Below are 21,024 nucleotides of genomic sequence, written 5' to 3' on the forward strand. Positions count from 1 at the left end.
CTGTTCACCGGGCCGGTTCGGGCGTGGTGTCGATGGCGGTATCGGGCGGATGGTTCGCGACGAACCGGCAGGCCGCGGGCCACCACGCGGCGAGCCGCACCAGTTCCGCGACCTCCTCGCCCAGCGTGGCAGGCGCGGAGGAGAGCGGCATCTCGGTGACGTCACCCGGCGATTCGGCGCGCCCGGCCCGCAGCCGCGCGGCGTAGGCCAGCTGCAGCGCATGGCCCGCGGAATCCGTCGCCGTCCGCGGAACACGTTCGACGGCAACGAATCTCGCGAGTGCGGACGGATCCGTCTCGCGGAGATACGGGCGCAGCTCCAGCATGGCGTCGCGAATCTCGACGGTGGTGCGATGCAGCCGCAGGACGGTGACCCGGCGCGTCGGCGCACCGTCGTCGAGCGGCAGCCGGCTGTCGGGGAACAGCGCCGTCATCGACCGCCACAGCGGTTGCAGCCGGCGCCACCGGCGGCTGGTCGCATCCACGCCGAGGACCTCGCCGAGCGATTTGATCAGCGGGGCGGCGGCGACGATCCCGATGATGGTGGCGATCCAGAAGAAGTTCCGCGAATTCGTCTGCAGCCGATACTCGACGGAATCGGCGATGCCCAGTTCCTGCAGCACCGCGAGGATCAGCGCGACAGCCGTCGTCACCCCGATCGCGGCGCCCGCCACCGCGATGCCGGTCAGCACCGCCCGCTCGCCCGCGGTGCTGCCGGGCTGCCGGAACTCCGCCCAGCAGCGCCGGATCATCCGGACGGCGAGGTACAGCGGCAGCACCGCGAACGCCACCCAGACCAGCACCTCCGCGAGGCCACCGGACACCTCGACGGGCAGCCCTTCCCGCCGCGCCCGCGACCCCGCCACCAGCATGGCCGCCGACAGCAGTCCGGCCATGGCGTAGTAGCCGAACTGCCGGCGCCGCACGATCACCGGGTTCTTCCCGGAGAGCAGGTCGATCACACACAGGAACGGCCCGATCGAACCCACGATGGTGCACAGCGACAGCTGCTGGACGGCGGTCACCGTCACCGGAAGCGTTGCGGCGACGGCCTTTTGGACCACGTCCTCGCGCAACAGCTGGGTCGCGGCGATGACCGTGAGCGTGGTGTTGAGGTACTGCTCGGCGGCACTGCCGTTGAACCAGCGCCAGCGGGCCGCCACCACGCATACCAGCGCACCGATGAGCGGCCACGCGATCGCCGCCGAGACCGACGACGTCACTGCTGCCTGAACAGGACGTTGCGCAGGTTCTGCCGCCGGGCGCCCGGGACCGAGGAGACCATGACCATGCTGGCGAACAGTTCCGCCTCGCGCTCCATCCCGTTCCCGTAGCCCGAGCGGCCGAGCACCGCGCGCACGGCGGCGGGATCGATATCGGGCAGCAGGCTGCGCAGCGCCGCGTCGCCGGGTGGGCCGTCCGCGGCGGCGGGATAGGCGCGGTCGTGACCGAGCACCATGTGGCCCACCTCGTGGCACACGATCTGGTCGATGTGATACTCCGAGGTCCCGCCCTCGTAGACGATGATGTCGTCGTGTTCGCGCAGCAACCACAGGCCGCAGGGACTCTCGACCACGCCGAGCACATCGATCGGAACCAGGGTGATCGGGCGGCCGCGCAGCGCGGCAACGTGCTCGACGAACCGGTCGCGGTCCCAGGGATCCGGAATCGGCAACTGCTCGAGCGCCTTCCTGATTCGCCTGGCCGATGTTCCCATTACGGTCCGTTCCGCGCCTGTCCCTCGTCTGCCGGTCGGCGCCGGAGGCCCTGCGCGTCGACCGGGGGCAGGTTCTCCAGCTCCCGGGCCCGGTCGACGATCGAGGCAATACTGGACAGCGTGCGCGGGGTCAGACCCGACGCGCGCAGTGCCAGATTCCGCACGCCCGCATCCTTCATAGCCTGAAGCAGGCTCAACTGCGAGTCGAGCGCCTCGTCCGTGGCGGTGTCGAGCAGGTAGGACGCGGGGACGCCGAAGAACCGGGCGATCGCCCGCAGGTGCGCGACGGTGGGGTTGGTCTTCAATCCCGAGCGCAGCTGCCACAGGTACGCCGGGCTGATCGATGTCCCGGTCGCGCTCGTGATCGCCTCTGCCGCAGCGGCATTCGACAACGGCGGCTCCGACGGCCTGTGCATCACCTCGAACAGCCGATTGATCTTGTCGGCCAGCTCGGTCGGCGCCCCCGCGGGGCTGCCGGCGAGTGCCTGCTCGTCTTCCACGGCCCCTCCGTCCCGAGTAGCGGCAGCTTCGACCACAGTACATCACAGCCCCATTGACATATACCAACGTACATGGGACGGTCTGTGTCTACGTAAGTACACGTAGGCCTCGTCCGGTGTGCACTGGCGCGAAGGGGGAGTCAGTGCGCACCGGCTCGAGTAATTCCCCCGATCCGCCTCGCGCATCGGCGCGGCATGCTCGACGCATGCGGAATCGACAGAATGCGGACCCGGGCACCCGGCAGCGCCCGATCGCGGCGCCGCTGCGACTCGCGATCGCCGCCGCCCTCGCGGTGGGGGCCGCGGTGCTCGGCGCGTGCACCGGCGCGCCGAATCGGGAGGCCGAGGCGCGGGAGCTGGAAACGGCCGTGCGGGCGATGCCCGGGGTGACCAGCGCCTATGTGAACTACAGCAACGACATCACCCAGGGCGTCGCCACCTCCGTCTCCGCGGACATGCACGACGCCACCATCGACCAGATCGAAGCCGTCGCGGCGCGGGTCGCCGACAGCCACCGGCAGGACTTCGACGAGTACAAGCGGTCGGCGAGTTTCTACGTCGGCGGCGGCACGGTCGAGCATCGCACCGACCGGCCGGACCGCCACACCTTCGTCTCTCCGGCACTGGTCGCCGCGGACGCGCGGGCGGTGCGGCAGCTCGGATCCGCGCTGCCGCCCCCGGCCGCCGAGCGCCGGATCGATTGGGCGCGAACCGATCTCGGAACCGAACTGACGCTGCGCGAGACCGCGGGCGACTCGGCGCTGGGCGTCGTCCGATCCGTCATCGGCGAGCAACCGGTGCCGGTACGGGTCTTCCCCGCGATGCGCACCGATATCGCCTGGAAGGTCGATTTCCCGTTCGGCGCCGAGGACGAGGCCCGCGTGCGCGCGATCCTCGCGCGGTCGCCGCTGCCCGTCCGCAGCGTGGACGTCACGGCGGGCCACCTGGCGCGGATGACGGTCGCGACCCCGGACCCCGCCGAGGCCCGCACCGCACTGGCCGCGCTGATCGACCTCGTCGCACCGGCTCCCGGCCATCCGCTGCTGGTCGAATGGGAGCAGCCCCGCCCGTCGAATTCCGGCGAGCTGAAGTTCAAAGGCAGCGTCCACGTCGGCGGCTGCTCGTACAGCGCCCGTTCCGCCGGGGAGCGCGAGCCCGAGAATTACTACACCGCCGAGGCCGTCGCGCTGCAGCGGCACCTGCGCGACACCTACGACACGTGCCCGCGGTGAGGCCTACCAGGCCCGGGTGAGGTCGGCGTGCTGCCGGATCCAGGAGTGCATGGCGATGCCCGCGGCGACACCCGCGTTGATGCTGCGGGTGGAGCCGAACTGGGCGATGGAGACGGTCATGATCGCGGCCTGTTTGGCCTGGTCGGTGACGCCCGGCCCCTCCTGGCCGAACAGCAGCAGGCAGTTGCGGGGCAGGCGGGCGGTCTCCAGGGGGATCGAGCCGGGAACGTTGTCGACGGCCACGACCGCCAATTCCTCCTGGTCGGCGAATTCCAGCAGGGTCGCGACGTCCGGGTGGTGGACGATGTGCTGATAGCGGTCGGTGACCATGGCGCCGCGGCGATTCCAGCGACGGCGGCCCACGATGTGCACCGCCGCGGCGGCGAAGGCATTGGCGGTGCGCACCACGGTGCCGATATTGGCGTCGTGCCCGAAATTCTCGATGGCGACATGAAAAGGGTGCCGGCGCCGGTCGATATCGGCGACGATCGCCTCCCGCGTCCAATACCGGTACGCGTCGACGACATTGCGGCGATCGCCGTGCGCGACCAGTTCCGGATCCAGGCGCGGATCATCCGGCGGTGGCGTGCCGAACTCCTCGGCCCACGGGCCCACGCCGTGTGGATGGTCTCCCCATTCGGTGGGACCGGCGGGGACCGGATCATCCGGATCGGCCGACCCGTTCTCCCGCCCCGCCTCGTCCTCGCGGTCCGTACGCCCTCGGCCGACGCCTACGCGCCCCGAGACACCATCTTCGCGCCACTGCACACCGTCATCGTGCCGCACGGTCCCGTCGTCACCGCGCACAGTCCCGCCGTCGCGGCGCACGATCACGCGCTCACCACACTGCCCGCCCTCGTGGTGGTCAGGTCGTCGTCGAGGTTCCGATGAGAACCGCGATGAAGACGACGTAGCCGACCAGCATGAGCAGGCCGAGCAGCGTCAGGACCGTTGTGATGATGCCGAGGACGTAGCCGACCTGCGCGTTGGAGCGCCCGCCGTACATACCGCCGGAGTTGTCGATCTCGGTGAGTACGCGGCGGCCCATCACCCAGGCGAACGGCCCCACCAGACCGCACAGCAGGCTGACGATCCCGAGTATGAGGATGGTGGTGGCCTGGGGATGCTCCGGCGGCGGATACGGCCCATAGCCGTAGCCGTACTGCGGCGGCGGGTAATTCACCCGGGTCATCGTAACCGTGCGCCCGGGTCGGCGGACGCCATCGATATCCCGGGCAGCGCCCCCGTGGCGCCCGATCACCGCGCCGCGCGATGATCGATGGCGACAGCCCGGTGTAGCTGGCCACACCACCGATTCGGTGGGTCGCTCCCTCGAATCCGGCCGGGCCCGCGACCAGCATGGAGCTATGACCGAGACCTTCGCCGAACCGACCCTCGTGCTCGAGCGCCCCGACCGGCCGCCGCTGACCGCCGGCCGGGTGGCCCGCGCCGTTCTGCGCGCGCCGATCGAGGCCCGGACCTGGAAGGAACTGGCCTATCTGATCGTGGCCTTCGTGCTCGGCGGCGTCGCGATCATGTACCTGTTCTTCGCCTACGGCGCCGCCCTGTACCTGTCCATCGCCCTGATCGGCATTCCGCTGCTGGCACTGGTGCTGCTGGGCGGGCGGATCTGGGGACGCCTCTACCGGCCCCTCGGCGCGGCGCTGCTCGATACGCCGATGCCCGCGCCGCCGGATTTCGACCCGCGCCCCGGCTTCTTCGGCTGGCTGCGCAGCGCCTTCACCGACCGGACCTCGTGGCGGGCGCTGGCATTCCTGATCGCGGAGGTCGCACTGGGGCTGTTCGCCGGATACGTCGTGCTGGTGGTCATCGCGATGACCGTGTTCACCGCGATCTCGCCCATCCCGTGGGCGATCTTCCATCCGATCAACGTCGACGACCAAGGGCGCGAACACCATTCGCTGTTCCAATTCGGCGACTTCTACGTCGACACCTGGCCGCGCGCGCTCGGCATGGCCGCGATCGGTATCGTGCTCTGCTTCGCGCTGCCCTGGCTGGTGCGCGGCGTGACCTGGCTACACCGGCTGCTGTCGCTGGCCCTGCTGACGCCGACCGCCCGCGATCGCCGGATGGTGGAGCTGCAGGAGAGCCGCAAGGTCGCCGTGGAGGATTCGGCCGCCACGCTGCGCCGCATGGAACGGGACCTGCACGACGGCACCCAGGCCCGGCTGGTCACCATCGCCATGGCGCTCGGCCGCGCCGAGGAGCGCATCGCCGCCGGGGGCGACGCCCGGGATCTGATCGCCGACGCGCACGCCAGCTCCAAGGAGGCCCTCGCCGAGCTGCGGGAACTGGTGCGCGGCATACATCCGCCCGCCCTGGAACTGGGCCTGGAGCCGGCGCTGGAGACGCTGGCCGCCCGCTGCGCCGTGCCGGTGGAGCTGCGGGTGCACCTGCCGCAGCGGCCCAATCCGGCCATCGAGGCGATCGCGTACTTCTCGGTCGCCGAACTGCTCACCAATGTGGTGAAGCATTCCGGCGCGACCGCCGCCTGGGTGTCGGTGCTGCCCTCCGGCGGGCACAGCATCGCCGTGAGCGTGCGCGACAACGGACACGGCGGCGCCCGGCAGCCGGCCGTGCCGACCGGGGAAACCGTTGTCAGCGGCGGGCTTTCGGGCCTGGCCGCGCGAGCCCGCGCGGTCGACGGAACGCTGACGGTCGACAGTCCGGCCGGGGGACCCACGATCGTCACGATCACCCTGCCCGTCGAGGGGCCACAGTGAGTGAGCGGGCGCTGCGCATCGTCATTGCCGAGGACAGCGCGATTCTCCGCAACGGCCTGGCCGGGCTGCTTGCCGACCGGGGCCATGAGGTGGTCGAAATGGTCGGCGACGCAACGCGTTTGAGCGAGGTCGTCGCCGAGCACCGGCCGGACGTCGCGGTGGTGGACGTGCGGATGCCACCGTCGTTCACCGATGAGGGACTGCTGGCCGCCATCGAACTGCGGCGCAAATTCCCCGACGTCGGCGTGCTGGTGTTCTCGCAGTGGGTCGAGACCCGCTATGCCACCGAACTTCTCGCGGGCGGCGCGAGCGGGGTCGGCTACCTGCTCAAGGACCGGGTGGCCGATGTGCGCGAATTCGTCGACGCCCTGCAGCGGGTCGCCACCGGCGGTACCGCCCTGGACCCGGAGGTGGTGAGCCAGTTGATGGGCGCCGCACGCCAACAGGATTCGCTGGCCCGGCTCACCCCGCGCGAGCGCGAGGTGCTGGAGCTGATGGCGCAGGGGCTGACCAACGCGGGCATCGCGCAGTCGCTGACCGTCACCGAGCGCGCGGTCGAGAAGCACATCGGCAACATCTTCCTGAAGCTGGAGCTGCCGCCGTCGGATACGCATCACCGCAGGGTGCTGGCGGTGCTCCGCCTGCGCGGATGATTGTGTGACATGCCCCACACGGCGGGTACTCCGAACCTATCCTGGAGGTCCCGGAGCCGCGGTGGAGGCACTCATGAATCACGTGCGCATACTCCGCATCGTGCTCGGCGCGACCGCCGGGTACCTGGTCGTCCTCGCCGTCTGGCTGGGCTGGATCGTGCATCACACCCCGCCGGGAACGGTGCCGTACCAGATCGTGGCGCTGGTCGGGCTGTTCGGGTCCTGCCTGGGCCTCGGGATGGTGCTGGCCCAGCGCCCCTCGCGCGCCGACCGCCGCCTGCTGCGCCACGGCCTGGAGGGCTGGGCGACCATCGAGGGCGTGCACCCGCTCGAGCGCACCGACCACCACACCGAACTCACCGAACTGGACCTCGAGCTCAACGTCCCGGGCTCGGAAACCTACCGCGGCACCATCGTTTTCGACGTCACCCCCGTCGACCAGCCGAGAATCCATGTCGGCGAGACGATTTCGATCCGGGTGGATCCGGCGGACCGCGACCGCATCATCCTGTGCCTGTAGGCCGTACGTTTCCCGGCATGCTTTCGGCCAGGCAAGGTTGGTTCGCGTGCACTCGCGGATCGGTCAGAAAGTATTGCGCGGCAGCGTAGGTCGAGAGGATGACGGCCTCCGAGACCCGGCGGGAGCGATCGCCGCGGGCGAACAGGCGGCGCAGCACGATCAGGCCGTCGGAGACGGTGAACAGCAGGGCACCCAGGCCGAGGCGACTGCGCGGGTCGCGGTCCGGGAGATTCGTCCCCGCAACGGTTTTCGCGGCCGGGGCCAGGCCCGGGTCGGAGGCGAGGACCGCGGCGGTGCCGAGGGTGGCGCCGTAGGACGACAGCGGCACAGCGAGTTTCGGCGCCCGAGCCCGCAGTAACGCACCCGCGCCCAGCCATGCCGCCACCCGCGGCAGCGCGATCGCGGGCCGCGGCCGCGCGCCCCGGCGCCACCACAGCGCGGAGTATCCGGCCTGCATCACCGCGAAAGCCGAAGCGCCCGCGACCAATCGGCGGTCGTCGTCCGGATCGATCAGCAGCACGTCGCCGACGGTCGCGGCGCCGAGCGCACCCAGCAGCACGCGGCGATCGGCCGCGGCGAGATCCCCGCCGCCGTGCAGCACATCGGCGGCCAGCAGCGGCATGAGCAAAGGCTTCGTGGCCCACTGCCATCGGTCCCGTCCGGTCGCCGCGGCGTAGACGGTGGCGGCGGCGGCCGCGACGTAGGCCGCGCGAAATGGTCTCGCCATATCAGAAACTGGGCTCGATCGGCTTGGGCGGGAGCGTGACGACCTGCCCCGCGTAGCTGAGACCGGCGCCGAAACCGAGCACCAGGGCCAGCTGGCCGCCCTTCGCCTTGCCGGTCACCAGCATCTCCTCCATCGCCAGCGGAATGGACGCCGCCGAGGTGTTGCCGGTGTTCTCGATATCTCCGGCCATCGGAATGTCCTCCGCCAAGCCGAGATTCTTCTTCATCAGCTCGTTGATGCGGGCGTTGGCCTGGTGCGGGATGAACACCTCGATGTCCTCCTTGGCGACACCGGCCAGTTCCAGCGCGCTCGACAGCGCCCGGGGCAGCGTCACCGCGGCCCAGCGGAACACCCGCGGCCCCTCCATCCGCAGCGACATCCGGCCCACCGGCTGCAGGGCCGGGTCGGTGCCCTGCAGCGCCTGCGCCTTGTTCATGAACTCCAGGAAGTCGACGTCCTGCGCGATCGCCCCGGCGTTCTCGCCGTCGCTGCCCCACACCGTCGGCGAGATGCCGTTCTCCTCGCTGGGCCCGACCACGACCGCGCCCGCGCCGTCGCCGAAGATCATCGCGGTGCCGCGGTCGGTGGGGTCCAGCCCGACCGTCATCGTCTCCGCGCCGATCACCAGCACGTATTCGGCCGATCCGGCCCGGATCATGTCGGCGGCCACGCTCAGGCCATAGCCGAACCCGCCGCAGCCGGAGGTCAGGTCGAAGGCCGGAATGCCGTTCATCCCCAGGTCGTAGGCGACCGAGGGCGCGCCGTGCGGCGTCAGCTTCAGCCAGCTCGAGGTCGCGAGCACCAGCGTGCCGATCTTCGAGCGATCCACGCCGCTGTTGACGATCGCCCGCTCGCCCGCGGCCACCGCCATCGTCTGCAGCGTCTCGTCGCCGCTGATCCAGCGCCGGTTGCGGATGCCGGTGCGCTCGTAGATCCACTCCGGGGTGGAGTCGAGCACCTCGCACACCTCGGCGTTGCTGACGATGCGCCGCGGTCGGTAGGCACCGATGCCGAGCATCGCGACGTTCTCGCGACCCCTGTTGACTGCGATGCTCATCCGAGCGCCAGATCCTTCAGCCCGAGAATCGACCGGTACTCCAGGCCCTCGTCGGCGATCACCTTGTCCGCGCCGGTCTCCCGGTCGACGACGGTGGCCACGCCGACCACGGTCGCCCCCGCGTCACGCAGCGCGCGCACCGCGGTGAGCGGCGAATTTCCCGTCGTGGTGGTGTCCTCGACCACCAGCACCCGCTTCCCCGCCACGTCCGGACCCTCGATCTGGCGCTGCATGCCGTGCGTCTTGGCGGCCTTGCGCACCACGAACGCGTCCAGCGGGCGGCCCGGCGCGTGCAGCATCGCCAGGGCGACCGGGTCGGCGCCCATGGTGAGCCCGCCGACGGCGTCGAACTCCCAGTCGGACACCAGCTCGCGCAGCAGCGTGCCGATCAGCGGACCGGCCTGGTGCTGCAGGGTTGCCCGCCGCAGGTCGACGTAGTAATCGGCTTCCTTGCCCGACGACAGGATGACCCTGCCGTGCACGACGGCGAGCTCGCGCACGAGCTCCGCCAATCTGTCTCGGTCCGTCGTGGACTCGATCATGTATTTACGTCCTTCCGCGTGCGTTGAACATGCCTCGGTTGAGGCGGACCTGCACGGACCTCGGAATCAGCCCGGCGACCGCCGTCAGCGCTTTGTACTGCACACCGGGCACGCTGATCACCCGGCCCTTCTCCAGGTCGTGCATCGAACCGGCCACGACCTGATCCACACTCAGCCACATCGGTTTCGGCAGCGAGGACATTTCGATCCCGGCTCGCCGATGGAATTCGGTGCGCACGAAGCCCGGACACAGCGCCTGCACCCGGACCCCGGTTCCGGCCAGTCCGCCGGCCAGTCCTTCGGTCAAGGATATGACGTAGGCCTTGGAGGCCGAATAGGTCGAACCGCGTCCGGGCACCAGGCCCGCGACGCTGGCCACGTTCACCACCGAGCCCTTGGCCGCGGCGATCATCGACGGCAGCGCCGCCCGGGTCAGCTGCACCACCGCGGTGACGTTGACGTCCAGCTGCGCCTGCAGGCGCGCCGGATCGACGGACCAGAACTCGCCGGACAGGCCGAATCCCGCGTTGTTGACCAGGAATTCGACCCCCTTGTCGAGGCGGGCCGCGACGCGCTCGCGGTCGGCGCCGTCGGCCAGGTCGGCAGGCAGGATCTCCGACCGGGTGTCGAAGCGCCGCCGCAGCTCCTCCGACAGCGCGGTGAGTCGCTGCTCGTCCCGCGCCACCAGCACCAGGTCGTAGCCGAGCGAGGCCAGGCGCTCGGCATAGCCCGCTCCGATTCCGGAGGTGGGACCTGTGATCAGGGCGACGGGACGAGTGGCGCCGGGCAGACGCGAAGCGGCAGAGGTATCGCTCATGCCGCCATCATCCCGCACCCGTCATCGGGGTGCGGGACCCTGATACGGGCGGAACCCGGGATGGAAGGGCCCGCCCGGGCGATCGGGGAGTTCCTCGCGGGTGCGGTCCTCGCGCCACTCGTCCTCGACGAAATCGTCGTCGAAATCGGCTGCGGGAGAATCGGAGTCGTCGTCCTCCGGTAGCTCCTCGGCCGGCGGCCAGTCGCGCCGGATGCGCTGGCGCGGATCGGGCACGACGGCCAGCTGCGGGCGGCGCGGCGGTTCCGGCTCGGTCTCGCCCGCGATGTCCTTGACCAGCGGGGCGAAATCGGCGTCGTCGTCCTCGTACTCGTAGCGGCGGTCGTCGTCGACGGGCTGCGTATCGTCGAGGCGGCGCCCCGCACGATCGCGGTCCTCGTCATAGGCGCGGCCCTTGCCATAACCGCCCAGGTCGCCGTCACGGGAACCGTCGTCGTAAGGGCGTTCCTCGCCGTACGCCCGGTCACCGCCGTACGAATCGTCGTCGTACGCACGGCCCTTGTCATACGCGCGGTCACCGCCGTACGGACCGTCCTCGTCGCGATCCTTGCCATAGCCGCGGTCACCGCCGTACGAACCGTCTTCGTCGTACCCGCGGCCCATGCCATACGCCCGGTCGCTGTCGTACGGACCGTCCTCGTCGCGATCCTTGCCATACGCGCGGTCACCGCCGTACGGACCGTCTTCGTCGTAAGAGCCGTCGCCCGCGCGATCGTCGTCGTAGGCGCGGTCGCGGTACCGCGGGTCGTCGTCGAAATGCGGATTCGGGTAGGCCGCAGCCCGCTCCGGGTAGTCGTCCTCCTCCGGCTCCGAGCCCCGCGACCGCGGGCGGGGACGGCCGGGATCGTGCAGATCGCTCTCGCGGCGGCCCGCATCGGCGCCACCGGCGACCGGGGGCAGCACGTGCAGCAGGCCCGACAGCCGCAGCACCGCGTCGATGGCACCCTCCCAGTCCCGCGCGGCGGTGCCGACCGGCAGCATGCCCAGGGTCCAGTTGCCCTCGCTCCACAGCTGCTGCACCGAATCGGGCAGCGACTCGATGAAGGCGACCATGCGCTGATCGACGGCGTGGCGGGCGATATCGGGATTGGTCGCGAACACCACGCGGTCACCGATCGCGCCGAGCAGCTCCAGATCGGCGTCCTTGGGCGGCGAGGCCGTCTTCAGGCGCAGGTCGATATCGATATCGGAGCCGATCTGGCGGCGCACCGCGACGAGCGTCGCCGCGTCCTCCAGATCGAACAGCACGAACTTCTCGCCCTTGCGGTTGCCCGAGACCACGTCCACCGCGGAGAGGTAGCCGAGTTTGGCCATGGCACCGCGGCGCCAGTTGGACGCCAGCGACGGTTCGACGGATACGTAGGTGTAGCCCTGCGACTTTGCCCAGACCTGCCGCACATGACCGGTCCGCTGCCGCTGGAGCCGATCGAAATACAGCAGCACGATCGCACCCACCAGTGCGATCGCTGCAAGCCCGAACCAGATTGCTGCGGTCATCGCTGTCGAGTCTAGTTGGCGCATGCGTGCCACGGTGGGTGCACGCCGGTGCGTGGCGGGTTGACGCGTCCCACGACGGCACGGACGGCGTTTATCGCGGCGGCGTGACCGAGGTGCTGATGATGATCTTGGCCAGGATCGAGGCGTCGGGGGCCTTGTCGCCCTGCACCACCACCATATCGCCGGGGTGCAGGTCGGTGACCGCGCTCGACCCCGCCGCGATGACCTGGGTCTGCGCATCGGTGTGCACCGTGACCGTCGTGCCCATCAGCGATTCGATGGTGAGGGTGGAGCCGTCGTTGGTGCTGATCGTGCCCATGGTGGCGCCGATGTCATCGATATCGCCGAGCCCGGGCAGCGGCGGCAGTCCCGGTTGCTGGCTGCCGGACGGATTCGGCGGGACCACCGGAATGCGCGACGGCGTCGACCGGGTGCCGCTGCTGCCCGCCGTCGTGCTGGCGGAATCGTCTCCGGCCAGGAACATTCCCGCGGCGATGCCGCCCAGCACCACCAGGACGAAGATGGCCGCGGTGAGCGCGATCCACAGCCCCGTCCGGCTGCGGCGCGGCGGTTCACCCGGCGGGCCGGTCGGACCGATCGGCTGGGTGGGGCCGCCGGGCGGCGCACCGGCCCCAGCGACGCCCTGCTGGTCGTACCCCGCCGGGTACGCGCCGTAGGGATCCTCGTATCCGCCCCAGGCACTGTCGTAGGGCGGCAGCTCCCGGGTGGCATTGGGCCCGGGCGGCTGGTCGAAATACGGATACGCCTGGGTGGGCTGATGCGGCGGCGCGTACGGGTACGGCACGGTCGGATCGGCCCCCTGGCCGTACGCCTCCGAGTACTCCGATGTGTGCAGTTCCGGCTCGCCGGGCCGCTCCGACGGGCCGACCCGCTCGGTCGGCGCGTCGGGCGAATCCGGCCGCTGCGCCCACGGGTCACTCGGATTCGTCATGCCGTCCAGCGTAGGTGCAGATCAGGGATACAGCAGGTAAGTGCCGCACGACGGCGCGACCCGGGGCCGGTCAGCGGTGCGTCGCGGATCCCGATGCCGCGGTGCCGACCGGCTTGCCGTCCAGGAATCCGCGCACATCGGCGACGAGTGCCGGATCCTTGACGGCACCGAGATGGGTGACGCGGGGATATACGCGCACCCGACCGCCCGGGATCCCCGCGGCGGTGTGCCGAAAATTCTCCACCGAATACGCCGAGTCCCGGTCGCCTCCGACGATCAGCGCCGGTGCCGTGATGTCGGCGAGCCTGCCGGTCAGGTCGAACCGGTCCTCGGCCCGCACGAACGCGAGCGTGTCGGCCGGATCGCGGGGCCGCACGAACGGGTCGACCAGCCAGAGCAGAGCGGCGGCGGCGCGCGCCTGCCACGCCGACCGGAACAGCATCGGCGCACTGTGGTGCAGGCCGCGCCGGTCGTTCGCCACCGCTTCGGCATACCTCAGCTGTGCGACGCGGGTGTGTTCGTCCAGCCGGTATCCCGAGCAGACGGTCACCAGCCGCCGCACGACGTCCGGGTGGTCGGCGGCGAGCTGCAGCGCGATCGAACCGCCCGAGGACACCCCGAGCACGTCGACCGGCTCACCGAACTCCTCCCGCAGGGCCTCGGCGTGCTGGGTCGCGATCTCGCCCATGGTCGTACCGCCCGCCATGCCCGGGGCCCGGTACACCGCGTACACCCGGCGATCCCGGGCGAACGGCGCGAGCGCGCGCAGCAGGGATTCGCGCATCCGCCCGGTCGGAGTGGCGTGATCCGGGGTGAACCAGACCAGGAACACCAGCGGGCGCCCCGATCCGATCGCCAGGTACGGCATCCCGTGCCGCAGCGTGCCCTCGGTGACGTCGAATTCGGTGGTGCGCCTCATGGATTCCTCCGGATCTGATGCGTGGTCCTCCGAATCCACTGTCGAGCAGCCCGATCGCACCGTCCAGGAACGAAAAGTTCCGACCGCGAGCAGTGCGGGTTATGGCGATGCCACCGCGCGACTCAGCGTCCGACGATGAGCCCGTCGCCGTCCGGGGAGACGGCGACCTTCACCAGATCGCCGTCGGCGACCTCACCGGCCAGCAGTTCCTTGGCGAGCGAGTCGCCGATGGCCTGCTGGATCAGGCGGCGCAGCGGGCGCGCGCCGTAGGCCGGATCGTAGCCGCGCACGGCCAGCCAGAACCGGGCCGAATCGCTGACCTCCAGCGTCAGTCGCCGCTGCGCCAGGCGCTTCTGCAGCTGCGCCAGCTGGATGTCGACGATGTCCTCCAGCTCCTCCTCGTTCAGCGCGTGGAACATGACCACGTCGTCGAGGCGGTTGAGGAATTCCGGCTTGAACGCCGAACGCACGGCGTTCATCACGAAATCCTTGTCGCCGCCCGCCCCCAGGTTGGAGGTGAGGATGAGGATGGTGTTGCGGAAGTCGACCGTGCGGCCCTGGCCGTCGGTCAACCGGCCCTCGTCGAGCACCTGCAGCAGGATGTCGAACACGTCCGGGTGGGCCTTCTCGATCTCGTCGAACAGCACCACCGTGTACGGCCGCCGCCGCACCGCCTCGGTCAGCTGGCCGCCCTGGTCGTAGCCGACGTAGCCGGGCGGGGCGCCGACCAGGCGAGCCACCGAATGCTTCTCGGAGTACTCGCTCATGTCGATGCGGATCATGGCGCGCTCGTCGTCGAACAGGAAGTCCGCCAACGCCTTTGCCAGCTCCGTCTTGCCGACGCCGGTCGGCCCGACGAACATGAACGAGCCCGTCGGCCGGTTCGGATCGGCCACTCCGGCGCGAGCCCGGCGCACGGCGTCGGACACGGCCTGCACGGGCTCCTTCTGGCCGACCACGCGACTGCCGAGTTCCTCCTCCATGCGCAGCAGCTTCTGGGTCTCGCCCTCGAGCATGCGGCCCACCGGGATTCCGGTCCACGACGACACCACCTCGGCAATGTCGTTGGGGCCCACCTCTTCCTGCAGCATGACCTCGCCGTCCGCGGCGGTGCCCGCCTTCTTCTCGGCCTCGGCCAGCTGCTTCTCCAGCTGTGGGATGCGGCCGTAGCGCAGCTCGGCGGCCTTGCCCAGGTCGCCGTCGCGCTCGGCGCGCTCGGATTCGCCCTTCAGGTTCTCGAGCTCCTCCTTGACCACGCGCACGGAGTCGATGGCCTGCTTCTCGTTCTGCCAGCGGGCCATGAGCTGGTTGAGCTTCTCGCGGTCGTCGGCGAGCTCCTGGCGCAGCTTCTCCAGCCGCTGCTTGGATGCCTCGTCGGTCTCCTTGGCCAGCGCCATCTCCTCGATCTCGAGGCGGCGTACCGCGCGCTCGACCTCGTCGATTTCGACCGGGCGCGAGTCGATTTCCATGCGCAGCCGCGAGGCCGACTCGTCGACCAGGTCGATCGCCTTGTCCGGCAGGAACCGCGAGGTGATGTAGCGATCGGACAGCGTGGCCGCTGCGACCAGCGCGGAGTCGGTGATGCGCACGCCGTGGTGCACCTCGTAGCGCTCCTTGAGCCCACGCAGAATGCCGATGGTGTCCTCGGCCGACGGCTCGCCGACCAGCACCTGCTGGAAGCGCCGCTCCAGGGCGGCGTCCTTCTCGATGTGCCGCCGGTACTCGTCGAGCGTGGTGGCACCGACCAGCCGCAGCTCACCGCGGGCCAGCATCGGCTTTATCATGTCCCCGGCGCCCATCCCCGACGCGCGGGTGGCCCCGGCGCCGACGATGGTGTGCAGCTCGTCGATGAAGGTGATGATCTGCCCGGCGCTCTGCTTGATCTCCTCGAGCACGGCCTTGAGCCGCTCCTCGAATTCGCCGCGGTACTTCGCCCCGGCCACCATCGCGCCCAGGTCGAGCGCGACGATTCGCTTGCCGCGCAACGATTCCGGCACATCGCCGGCTACGACGCGCTGGGCCAGGCCCTCCACGATCGCGGTCTTGCCGACGCCGGGCTCGCCGATCAGTACGGGATTGTTCTTGGTACGGCGGCTCAGCACCTGCACGACCCGGCGGATCTCGGTGTCGCGGCCGATGACCGGATCGAGCTTGCCCTCGCGCGCGGCGGCGGTGAGATCGGTGGAGTACTTCTCCAGCGCCTGGTAGCTGCCCTCGGGATCCGGCGAGGTCACCCGGGCATTACCGCGCACGGCGGTGAACGCGTCGCGCAGCGCGTCGGCGCTGGCGCCGTACTTCAACAGCAGCTGCGACACATCGGAATCGCCCTCCGCCAGGCCGACCACCAGGTGCTCGGTGGAGACGTACTCGTCGCCGAGTTCGGTGGCCAGTTTCTGCGCGGCCGTGACCGCGGCCAGCGCCTCGCGGCCCAGCTGCGGGGAGGTAGTGGCACCGGTCGCCCGGGGCAGCCGGTCGACGATGTCCTGGGCCTCGCGCCGCACCGTTGCCGGGTCGACCGCGACAGCCTTCAGCAAGGGCGCGGCGATGCCGTCGGTCTGATCCAGCAAGGCCACCAACAAGTGCGCCGGACGGATCTCCGGGTTACCGGCGGCGGAGGCCGCCTGCAGGGCGGCGGTCAGTGCCGCCTGGGTCTTGGTGGTGGGATTGAACGAGTCCACATGCACCTTCCTACTAGTCGATTCCGCAGCGCCTGTGTGCTGCTCCGATCAGTTCAACGCGGTAGGAGTTGAGTCTGTTCCGCTCAAGTTTGAGAAATTTCGCGGCGCGACGCAAGACCAGGCCGCATTCTGCCTACGATGACCGTGCTCGACGCATCACCCCAGCTGACCGAACACCCGTTCCGGACGAATGGAGCAGCGATGCGCGCGATGGTGGTACACGAGTTCGGCGGCCGGCCCGAACCGGCCGATATGCCGACGCCGGAGCCGGGCCCCGGCAGCATCCAGATCCGGATCGAGGCGGCCGGCGTCAATCCCTACGACCGTAAGCTCATCGACGGCATTCTGGACGGCAAACTCCCCTACGACTTTCCGATGATCCCGGGCGTCGACGGCGCCGGGACGGTCTCGGCCGTGGGCCCGGGCGCCGGCGCCTTCGCGGTCGGCGACCGGGTGGCGGGCAAATTCCTGGTCCCGCCGATCGGGCACGGCACCTTCGCCGAATTCCTCACCGTGCCCGAAGACAAGGCCACCACGATCCCCGACGAGGTCACGGCCCTGCAGGCCGCCGCGCTGCCCACCGCCGGGCTGACCGCCCAGGATCTGGCGGACGCGACCGGCATCGACTCCGGGCAGCTGGTGCTGATCAACGGCGCGGCGGGCGGTGTCGGCTCGTTCCTGGTGCAGCTGGCCGCGACGGCCGGGGCGCGGGTGATCGCCACGGCCCGCCCCGACGACAGCGACCGGATGATCCGGCTGGGCGCGACGGAGGTCGTCGACTACACGCAGGCCCCGGTCGGCGATTCGGTGCGCTTCGCCCATCCCGACGGCGTCGATGTGCTGTTCGACCTGGTCTCCCCCGCACCGCAGCTGGCGGACCTCACGCAGATCGTGCGGCCCGGCGGCCTGGTCTACAGCACGATCTTCGCCGCCGACGAGGCCGAACTGCGCGGGCGCGGCCTGAAGGGCGGCAACTTCGAATCCACCGGCGGGACAACGGAACTGCGCCGCCTGCTGCAGCGCGTGGCCGACGGCGACGTGGTCGTCCCGATCGACGCGGTCCGCCCGCTCACCGACGCCCCCGAGGTGCTGGGTGCGAGCGGCGCCCGCGGAAAAACGGTGCTCGTCGTCTGAGGGCGGAATTCCCAGCCCCGGGACGACCCATATCGGTCGGTCACGATCTGAGGGGCGTCACGACCTGCGACAGAGGGAGCCACCATGACGACAGCGGCACACCTACCCGGTCGTGCGGTCGCCGCGGTCCGCGACCGGATCGACCGCGGCCCGAGCGGCGGTACCGACAACTCGGCGCTGGTGATCGCGCCGGGGAATTGGGCGGCCACCGACCCGTTCCTGCAGCTGGCCGAGAACTGGTTCGGCACAGCGGGATTCGATTGGCATCCCCTGCGCGGCTTCGACAGCGTCACCTATGTCGTCGACGGCGCGCTCGAGCACCGCGACAATCGCGGCGGCCGCGGCGTGCTGGAATCCGGTGACGTGCAATGGCTGACGGCCGGGCGCGGCATGCTGCGCGCGCAGGCCGCGCACCGCGGGCGCCCGGTGCACACGCTGCAACTGGGGCTGAACCTGCCCGCCGCCGACAAGTTCGCCGAACCGTCCTCGCGGGATCTGCGCGGGACGGACATGCCGGTCCGGACGGAGAACGGCGCACTCGTGCGGGTCTTCGCCGGACGGTCCGGCGATATCGCCGGGCCCCACACCGGCCGGGTACCGGTCACCCTGGTCGAGGCCCGCATCGAGCCGGGACACACCCTGAACCAGGACATCCCGGCGGGACAGCGCGGCTTCGCGTACCTGCTCGACGGCAGCGGGCGCTTCGGCACCGACGGCGCCACCGCGCGGGCGGGCCAGGTGGTGCATCTCGAGGTCGCCGACGCCGAGACCTCCCTGTCGATCACCTCGGACGCCGGGCTGCGGGTGCTGCTGTGCACCGGGAGCCCGCTCGCCGAGCCGGTGGTCGCCTACGGCCCGTTCGTGATGAACACCGACGATCAGATCCGGCAAACCCTGATCGACTACAAGCGCGGTGTCTTCGGGCCGTTTCCGGCCGCCTGAGCGTCCTGCCTCGCCGAACGTCGTTCGCGGCGTCCGTTTTCCGCGCTGATCGCCGCCCGAAATCCCGATCTTTCCCGGTTTGGCCACCTGCGATTGTGGGTAATGCAATCCGCCCATAACCGTGCGACCACGGTTTTTTCGGGGATACTGGAGCGCGAGGGCCGCCGGTGAGCCGGTGGCTTCCGATAGTTCTAGGTAGAAAGGAAGCTCGACGTCGTGGATGCGCGTACGGCTGCGCTGGTCCGCGCCAACTTCCGGTCCGTTGTCGAGGCGCCGAACGGGCCCGAGCGGCTGATCAACGCGTTCTACGGGCACCTGTTCGCGGAGAACCCGCAGTTGCGCGAGCTGTTCCCGCCGGCGATGGATATGCAGGCCAAGCGGCTGATGACCGCCATCGGCTTCGTCCTCGACCACCTCGAGGACTGGGACCGGGCCCAGCGTTTCCTCGAGCAACTCGCCCGCGACCACCGCAAATTCGGTGTCCAGCCCGGCCATTACGATCTCGCCGGGCGGGCGCTGGTCGCCGGGTTCCGGACCTACAACGGGGCGAACTGGACCCGGCAGCTGGAGGAGGGCTGGCGCGATATCGGCATCCTGATCTCGGCCTCGATGGCGATCGGCGCCAACTCCGACACCTCGCAGCCCTACTGGGAGGCGACGGTGGTCGGCCATCGCCGGGTGCTCGACGATCTGGCCATCGTGCGGCTGCAGTCGGAATCGCCGATCCCGTACCAGGCCGGGCAGTACGTGCCGGTGTCGATTCCGCAGCGGCCGAAGATGTGGCGCTACCTGTCTCCGGCGATTCCGACGAACCCGTACGGGGAGATCGAATTCCACGTCCGCAAGGTCCGCACGGGCTGGGTGAGCCCCGCGATCGTCAACGAGACCCGGGTCGGGGATCCGTGGCTGATCGCCGGGCCGCTGGGCGGGCTGCACGTGGAGCGCGACACCGGGCGCGATGTGCTGATGATCGGCTCCGGCACCGGGATCGCGCCGCTGCGCGCGCAGCTGATCGAGATGGGCCGGCGCGGCATGAACCCGCGGGTGCACTTCTTCATCGGCGGCCGCTACCCCTGCGACCTGTACGACGTCGAGAACATGTGGCAGCTGTCGCTGAGCAATCCGTGGCTGACCGTGATTCCGGTGTGCGAGAACGAATCCAACCCGTGGTGGCATCCGTATCCGCCGGTGGATCCGCCGTTCGGCATGCACCGTCGGCTGATCGGTAATCTGGGCGCGGTGGTCGCCAGCTTCGGCGCGTGGGCGGACCGGCAGATCCAGATCGCCGGGTCGGCCCGGATGATCGCCGATACCAAGCGCGCCCTGATGGCGGTCGGCACACCGGAGTGGACGATCATGTCGGATCCGGTATGACCCGGTCCGGCGCCCGCCCGCCTGCCCGGCACGGCCCAACATTCCCGGCCACCGGCACGGCCCAACATTCCCGGCGTGCTTTTGGCCGGGATCCACAGTTCGAGTGAAGAGGTAGGCAGTGACGATCGGGCCCGAAGACACCGGCGAGATCCGCCTGGACGCGCAGGAGTGGACCTCGACGGTTGTCGGCCATCATCGGCTGCGCCACGACATCGCGGTGATCCGCCTGATCGGTGAGTACGTGCCGTTCCTGGCCGGGCAGTCGGTGGAGGTGCAGCTGCCGCAGCACCCCGGGCTGCGGCGACGGCTGTCCCCCGCCCTGCCGCCCTCCCTGGACGGCAAGCTGGAGTTCCACGTGCGGACGGTGCCCGGCGGGTGGTGCAGCGGCTCGATCGTCGCCGACACCCGGCCCGGCGACCAGTGGCGGATCGGCGCGCCGGTCGGTTGGCTGAGCGTCGACGACTGGGCCACCGATGTCGTGATGATCGCCGGCGGAACGGGTTTGGCGCCGCTGCGCTCGCTGCTGCTGGACCTGTCGCGCCGCCCCGAGCCGCCCCGCACCCACCTGTTCGTCGGCGGCCGCTCACCCCGTGACCTGTACGCCTCGGACATGCTGTTCCTGCTGGCGGGCGAATTGCCCTGGCTCACCGTCGTTCCCGTGGTCGAGAGCGCCTACGACCCGGACTGGCGCGACGAGTGGCACGAAAGCTGCCGCGTGGACGTGGGTTTCGAGGTGGACGAGATGCTGGAGGGCACGCTCGCCGAGGTGGTCGGCGATATGGGCCCGCTGCTCAACCATCAGGTCCTGGTGTGCGGCTCCCCGGGCATGGTCCGGTCCACCATGGACAGCCTGATCCGGAACGGTACGCCCGCGGAAGCCATTCGCTACGAAGGGCTTTAGCAACCTCCCCACAATTCCGGGGGGGGGGGGGGGGGGGGGGGGGGGGGGGGGGGGGGGGGGGGGCCCCCCGCACGGCGGGGGGGTGGGGGGGGGCCGCGGCA

General features: G+C 70.3%; 21 protein-coding genes. 8 read left to right on the forward strand and 13 right to left on the reverse strand.

Features of this window, described 5'->3' with window-relative positions; all coding sequences use genetic code 11:
- Window positions 1–4: 4 nt before the first annotated feature.
- The 3 genes from QH290_RS04715 to QH290_RS04725 are packed head-to-tail and all read right to left on the reverse strand — an operon-like array spanning window position 5 to window position 2,132.
- Entirely contained in the window at window positions 5–1,222 is a 1,218-nt protein-coding gene (locus QH290_RS04715) for an MAB_1171c family putative transporter (protein WP_280382062.1), read from the reverse strand.
- Window positions 1,219–1,716: a hypothetical protein gene (locus tag QH290_RS04720; RefSeq protein WP_425303549.1), complete on the reverse strand. Its 498-nt coding sequence runs from the start codon at window positions 1,714–1,716 to the stop codon at window positions 1,219–1,221. Before QH290_RS04720 ends, QH290_RS04715 begins: the two co-directional genes overlap by 4 nt.
- The gene (locus tag QH290_RS04725) at window positions 1,716–2,132 is read right to left on the reverse strand and encodes a helix-turn-helix domain-containing protein (protein WP_280265158.1); all 417 of its coding nucleotides are present in this window, start codon (window positions 2,130–2,132) and stop codon (window positions 1,716–1,718) included. The genes QH290_RS04720 and QH290_RS04725 overlap by 1 nt, the downstream gene beginning before the upstream one ends.
- Window positions 2,133–2,422: 290 nt before the next feature.
- Here QH290_RS04725 and QH290_RS04730 point away from each other — a divergent pair, with 290 nt between their 5' ends.
- Window positions 2,423–3,448, forward strand: coding sequence for a hypothetical protein (locus tag QH290_RS04730; RefSeq protein WP_280382063.1), 1,026 nt, complete (start codon window positions 2,423–2,425; stop codon window positions 3,446–3,448).
- A gap of 3 nt (window positions 3,449–3,451) precedes the next feature.
- On the opposite strand, the gene QH290_RS04735 is transcribed toward QH290_RS04730, so the two are convergent.
- A complete protein-coding gene (locus QH290_RS04735; RefSeq protein ID WP_280382077.1) occupies window positions 3,452–4,063 on the reverse strand; it encodes a TrmH family RNA methyltransferase in 612 nt (203 codons plus the stop codon).
- A 250-nt stretch (window positions 4,064–4,313) separates the two neighbouring features.
- On the reverse strand, window positions 4,314–4,631 hold the full coding sequence (locus tag QH290_RS04740; protein ID WP_425301639.1) for a DUF4190 domain-containing protein: 318 nt from the start codon (window positions 4,629–4,631) through the stop codon (window positions 4,314–4,316).
- A 184-nt stretch (window positions 4,632–4,815) separates the two neighbouring features.
- Between QH290_RS04740 and QH290_RS04745 the strand changes: the two genes are divergently transcribed.
- The 3 genes from QH290_RS04745 to QH290_RS04755 all read left to right on the forward strand — a co-directional run bounded on the left by QH290_RS04745 (window position 4,816) and on the right by QH290_RS04755 (window position 7,365).
- Window positions 4,816–6,192: a sensor histidine kinase gene (locus tag QH290_RS04745; RefSeq protein ID WP_280382064.1), complete on the forward strand. Its 1,377-nt coding sequence runs from the start codon at window positions 4,816–4,818 to the stop codon at window positions 6,190–6,192.
- An 11-nt stretch (window positions 6,193–6,203) separates the two neighbouring features.
- Window positions 6,204–6,845, forward strand: a complete 642-nt coding sequence (locus QH290_RS04750; protein WP_280265157.1) for a response regulator transcription factor — start codon at window positions 6,204–6,206, stop codon at window positions 6,843–6,845.
- A gap of 73 nt (window positions 6,846–6,918) precedes the next feature.
- Window positions 6,919–7,365: a hypothetical protein gene (locus QH290_RS04755; protein ID WP_280382065.1), complete on the forward strand. Its 447-nt coding sequence runs from the start codon at window positions 6,919–6,921 to the stop codon at window positions 7,363–7,365.
- Here QH290_RS04755 and QH290_RS04760 read toward each other — a convergent pair.
- From QH290_RS04760 to clpB, 8 genes are all read right to left on the reverse strand, one after another.
- Window positions 7,349–8,092 carry a lysoplasmalogenase gene (locus QH290_RS04760; protein WP_280382066.1) on the reverse strand — a complete coding sequence of 248 codons (744 nt, stop codon included), beginning with the start codon at window positions 8,090–8,092 and terminating at the stop codon, window positions 7,349–7,351. The genes QH290_RS04755 and QH290_RS04760 overlap by 17 nt on opposite strands.
- Before the next feature lies 1 nt (window position 8,093).
- Complete coding sequence (locus QH290_RS04765; protein ID WP_280265135.1) at window positions 8,094–9,149, reverse strand: beta-ketoacyl-ACP synthase III; 1,056 nt, start codon at window positions 9,147–9,149, stop codon at window positions 8,094–8,096.
- Window positions 9,146–9,691, reverse strand: a complete 546-nt coding sequence (gene pyrE / locus QH290_RS04770; RefSeq protein ID WP_280265134.1) for an orotate phosphoribosyltransferase — start codon at window positions 9,689–9,691, stop codon at window positions 9,146–9,148. Before pyrE ends, QH290_RS04765 begins: the two co-directional genes overlap by 4 nt.
- A gap of 4 nt (window positions 9,692–9,695) precedes the next feature.
- Window positions 9,696–10,508, reverse strand: a complete 813-nt coding sequence (locus QH290_RS04775) for an SDR family NAD(P)-dependent oxidoreductase (protein ID WP_280265133.1) — start codon at window positions 10,506–10,508, stop codon at window positions 9,696–9,698.
- Window positions 10,509–10,529: 21 nt separating this feature from the next.
- Window positions 10,530–12,023, reverse strand: coding sequence for a hypothetical protein (locus QH290_RS37880; RefSeq protein WP_342213232.1), 1,494 nt, complete (start codon window positions 12,021–12,023; stop codon window positions 10,530–10,532).
- A 91-nt stretch (window positions 12,024–12,114) separates the two neighbouring features.
- The gene (locus QH290_RS04785; protein ID WP_280265132.1) at window positions 12,115–12,975 is read right to left on the reverse strand and encodes a DUF5666 domain-containing protein; all 861 of its coding nucleotides are present in this window, start codon (window positions 12,973–12,975) and stop codon (window positions 12,115–12,117) included.
- Window positions 12,976–13,045: 70 nt separating this feature from the next.
- Window positions 13,046–13,894: an alpha/beta fold hydrolase gene (locus QH290_RS04790; RefSeq protein ID WP_280382067.1), complete on the reverse strand. Its 849-nt coding sequence runs from the start codon at window positions 13,892–13,894 to the stop codon at window positions 13,046–13,048.
- A gap of 122 nt (window positions 13,895–14,016) precedes the next feature.
- Window positions 14,017–16,572, reverse strand: a complete 2,556-nt coding sequence (clpB, locus tag QH290_RS04795; protein WP_280382068.1) for an ATP-dependent chaperone ClpB — start codon at window positions 16,570–16,572, stop codon at window positions 14,017–14,019.
- A 138-nt stretch (window positions 16,573–16,710) separates the two neighbouring features.
- Here clpB and QH290_RS04800 point away from each other — a divergent pair, with 138 nt between their 5' ends.
- From QH290_RS04800 to QH290_RS04815, 4 genes are all read left to right on the forward strand, one after another.
- A complete protein-coding gene (locus tag QH290_RS04800; protein WP_280382069.1) occupies window positions 16,711–17,706 on the forward strand; it encodes an NADP-dependent oxidoreductase in 996 nt (331 codons plus the stop codon).
- A gap of 84 nt (window positions 17,707–17,790) precedes the next feature.
- Window positions 17,791–18,648: a pirin family protein gene (locus QH290_RS04805; protein ID WP_280382070.1), complete on the forward strand. Its 858-nt coding sequence runs from the start codon at window positions 17,791–17,793 to the stop codon at window positions 18,646–18,648.
- Window positions 18,649–18,864: 216 nt separating this feature from the next.
- A complete protein-coding gene (locus QH290_RS04810; RefSeq protein ID WP_280265127.1) occupies window positions 18,865–20,022 on the forward strand; it encodes a globin domain-containing protein in 1,158 nt (385 codons plus the stop codon).
- Between the two features lie 118 nt (window positions 20,023–20,140).
- On the forward strand, window positions 20,141–20,923 hold the full coding sequence (locus tag QH290_RS04815; RefSeq protein WP_280265126.1) for an FAD-binding oxidoreductase: 783 nt from the start codon (window positions 20,141–20,143) through the stop codon (window positions 20,921–20,923).
- Window positions 20,924–21,024 lie beyond the last annotated feature (101 nt).

It is taken from the genome of Nocardia wallacei (genome assembly GCF_029869545.1).
In the GTDB taxonomy this organism is placed as follows: domain Bacteria; phylum Actinomycetota; class Actinomycetes; order Mycobacteriales; family Mycobacteriaceae; genus Nocardia; species Nocardia wallacei_A.

Coding starts and splice junctions, on each gene's coding strand:
- QH290_RS04720 (WP_425303549.1), bottom strand. CDS start 1,716: ATGGGAACATCGGCCAGGCGAATCAGGAAGGCGCTCGAGCAGTTGCCG.
- QH290_RS04725 (WP_280265158.1), bottom strand. CDS start 2,132: ATGCACAGGCCGTCGGAGCCGCCGTTGTCGAATGCCGCTGCGGCAGAG.
- QH290_RS04730 (WP_280382063.1), top strand. CDS start 2,423: ATGCGGAATCGACAGAATGCGGACCCGGGCACCCGGCAGCGCCCGATC.
- QH290_RS04745 (WP_280382064.1), top strand. CDS start 4,816: ATGACCGAGACCTTCGCCGAACCGACCCTCGTGCTCGAGCGCCCCGAC.
- QH290_RS04755 (WP_280382065.1), top strand. CDS start 6,919: ATGAATCACGTGCGCATACTCCGCATCGTGCTCGGCGCGACCGCCGGG.
- QH290_RS04760 (WP_280382066.1), bottom strand. CDS start 8,092: ATGGCGAGACCATTTCGCGCGGCCTACGTCGCGGCCGCCGCCGCCACC.
- QH290_RS04765 (WP_280265135.1), bottom strand. CDS start 9,149: ATGAGCATCGCAGTCAACAGGGGTCGCGAGAACGTCGCGATGCTCGGC.
- pyrE (WP_280265134.1), bottom strand. CDS start 9,691: ATGATCGAGTCCACGACGGACCGAGACAGATTGGCGGAGCTCGTGCGC.
- QH290_RS04775 (WP_280265133.1), bottom strand. CDS start 10,508: ATGAGCGATACCTCTGCCGCTTCGCGTCTGCCCGGCGCCACTCGTCCC.
- QH290_RS37880 (WP_342213232.1), bottom strand. CDS start 12,023: ATGACCGCAGCAATCTGGTTCGGGCTTGCAGCGATCGCACTGGTGGGT.
- QH290_RS04785 (WP_280265132.1), bottom strand. CDS start 12,975: ATGACGAATCCGAGTGACCCGTGGGCGCAGCGGCCGGATTCGCCCGAC.
- QH290_RS04790 (WP_280382067.1), bottom strand. CDS start 13,894: ATGAGGCGCACCACCGAATTCGACGTCACCGAGGGCACGCTGCGGCAC.
- QH290_RS04800 (WP_280382069.1), top strand. CDS start 16,711: ATGACCGTGCTCGACGCATCACCCCAGCTGACCGAACACCCGTTCCGG.
- QH290_RS04805 (WP_280382070.1), top strand. CDS start 17,791: ATGACGACAGCGGCACACCTACCCGGTCGTGCGGTCGCCGCGGTCCGC.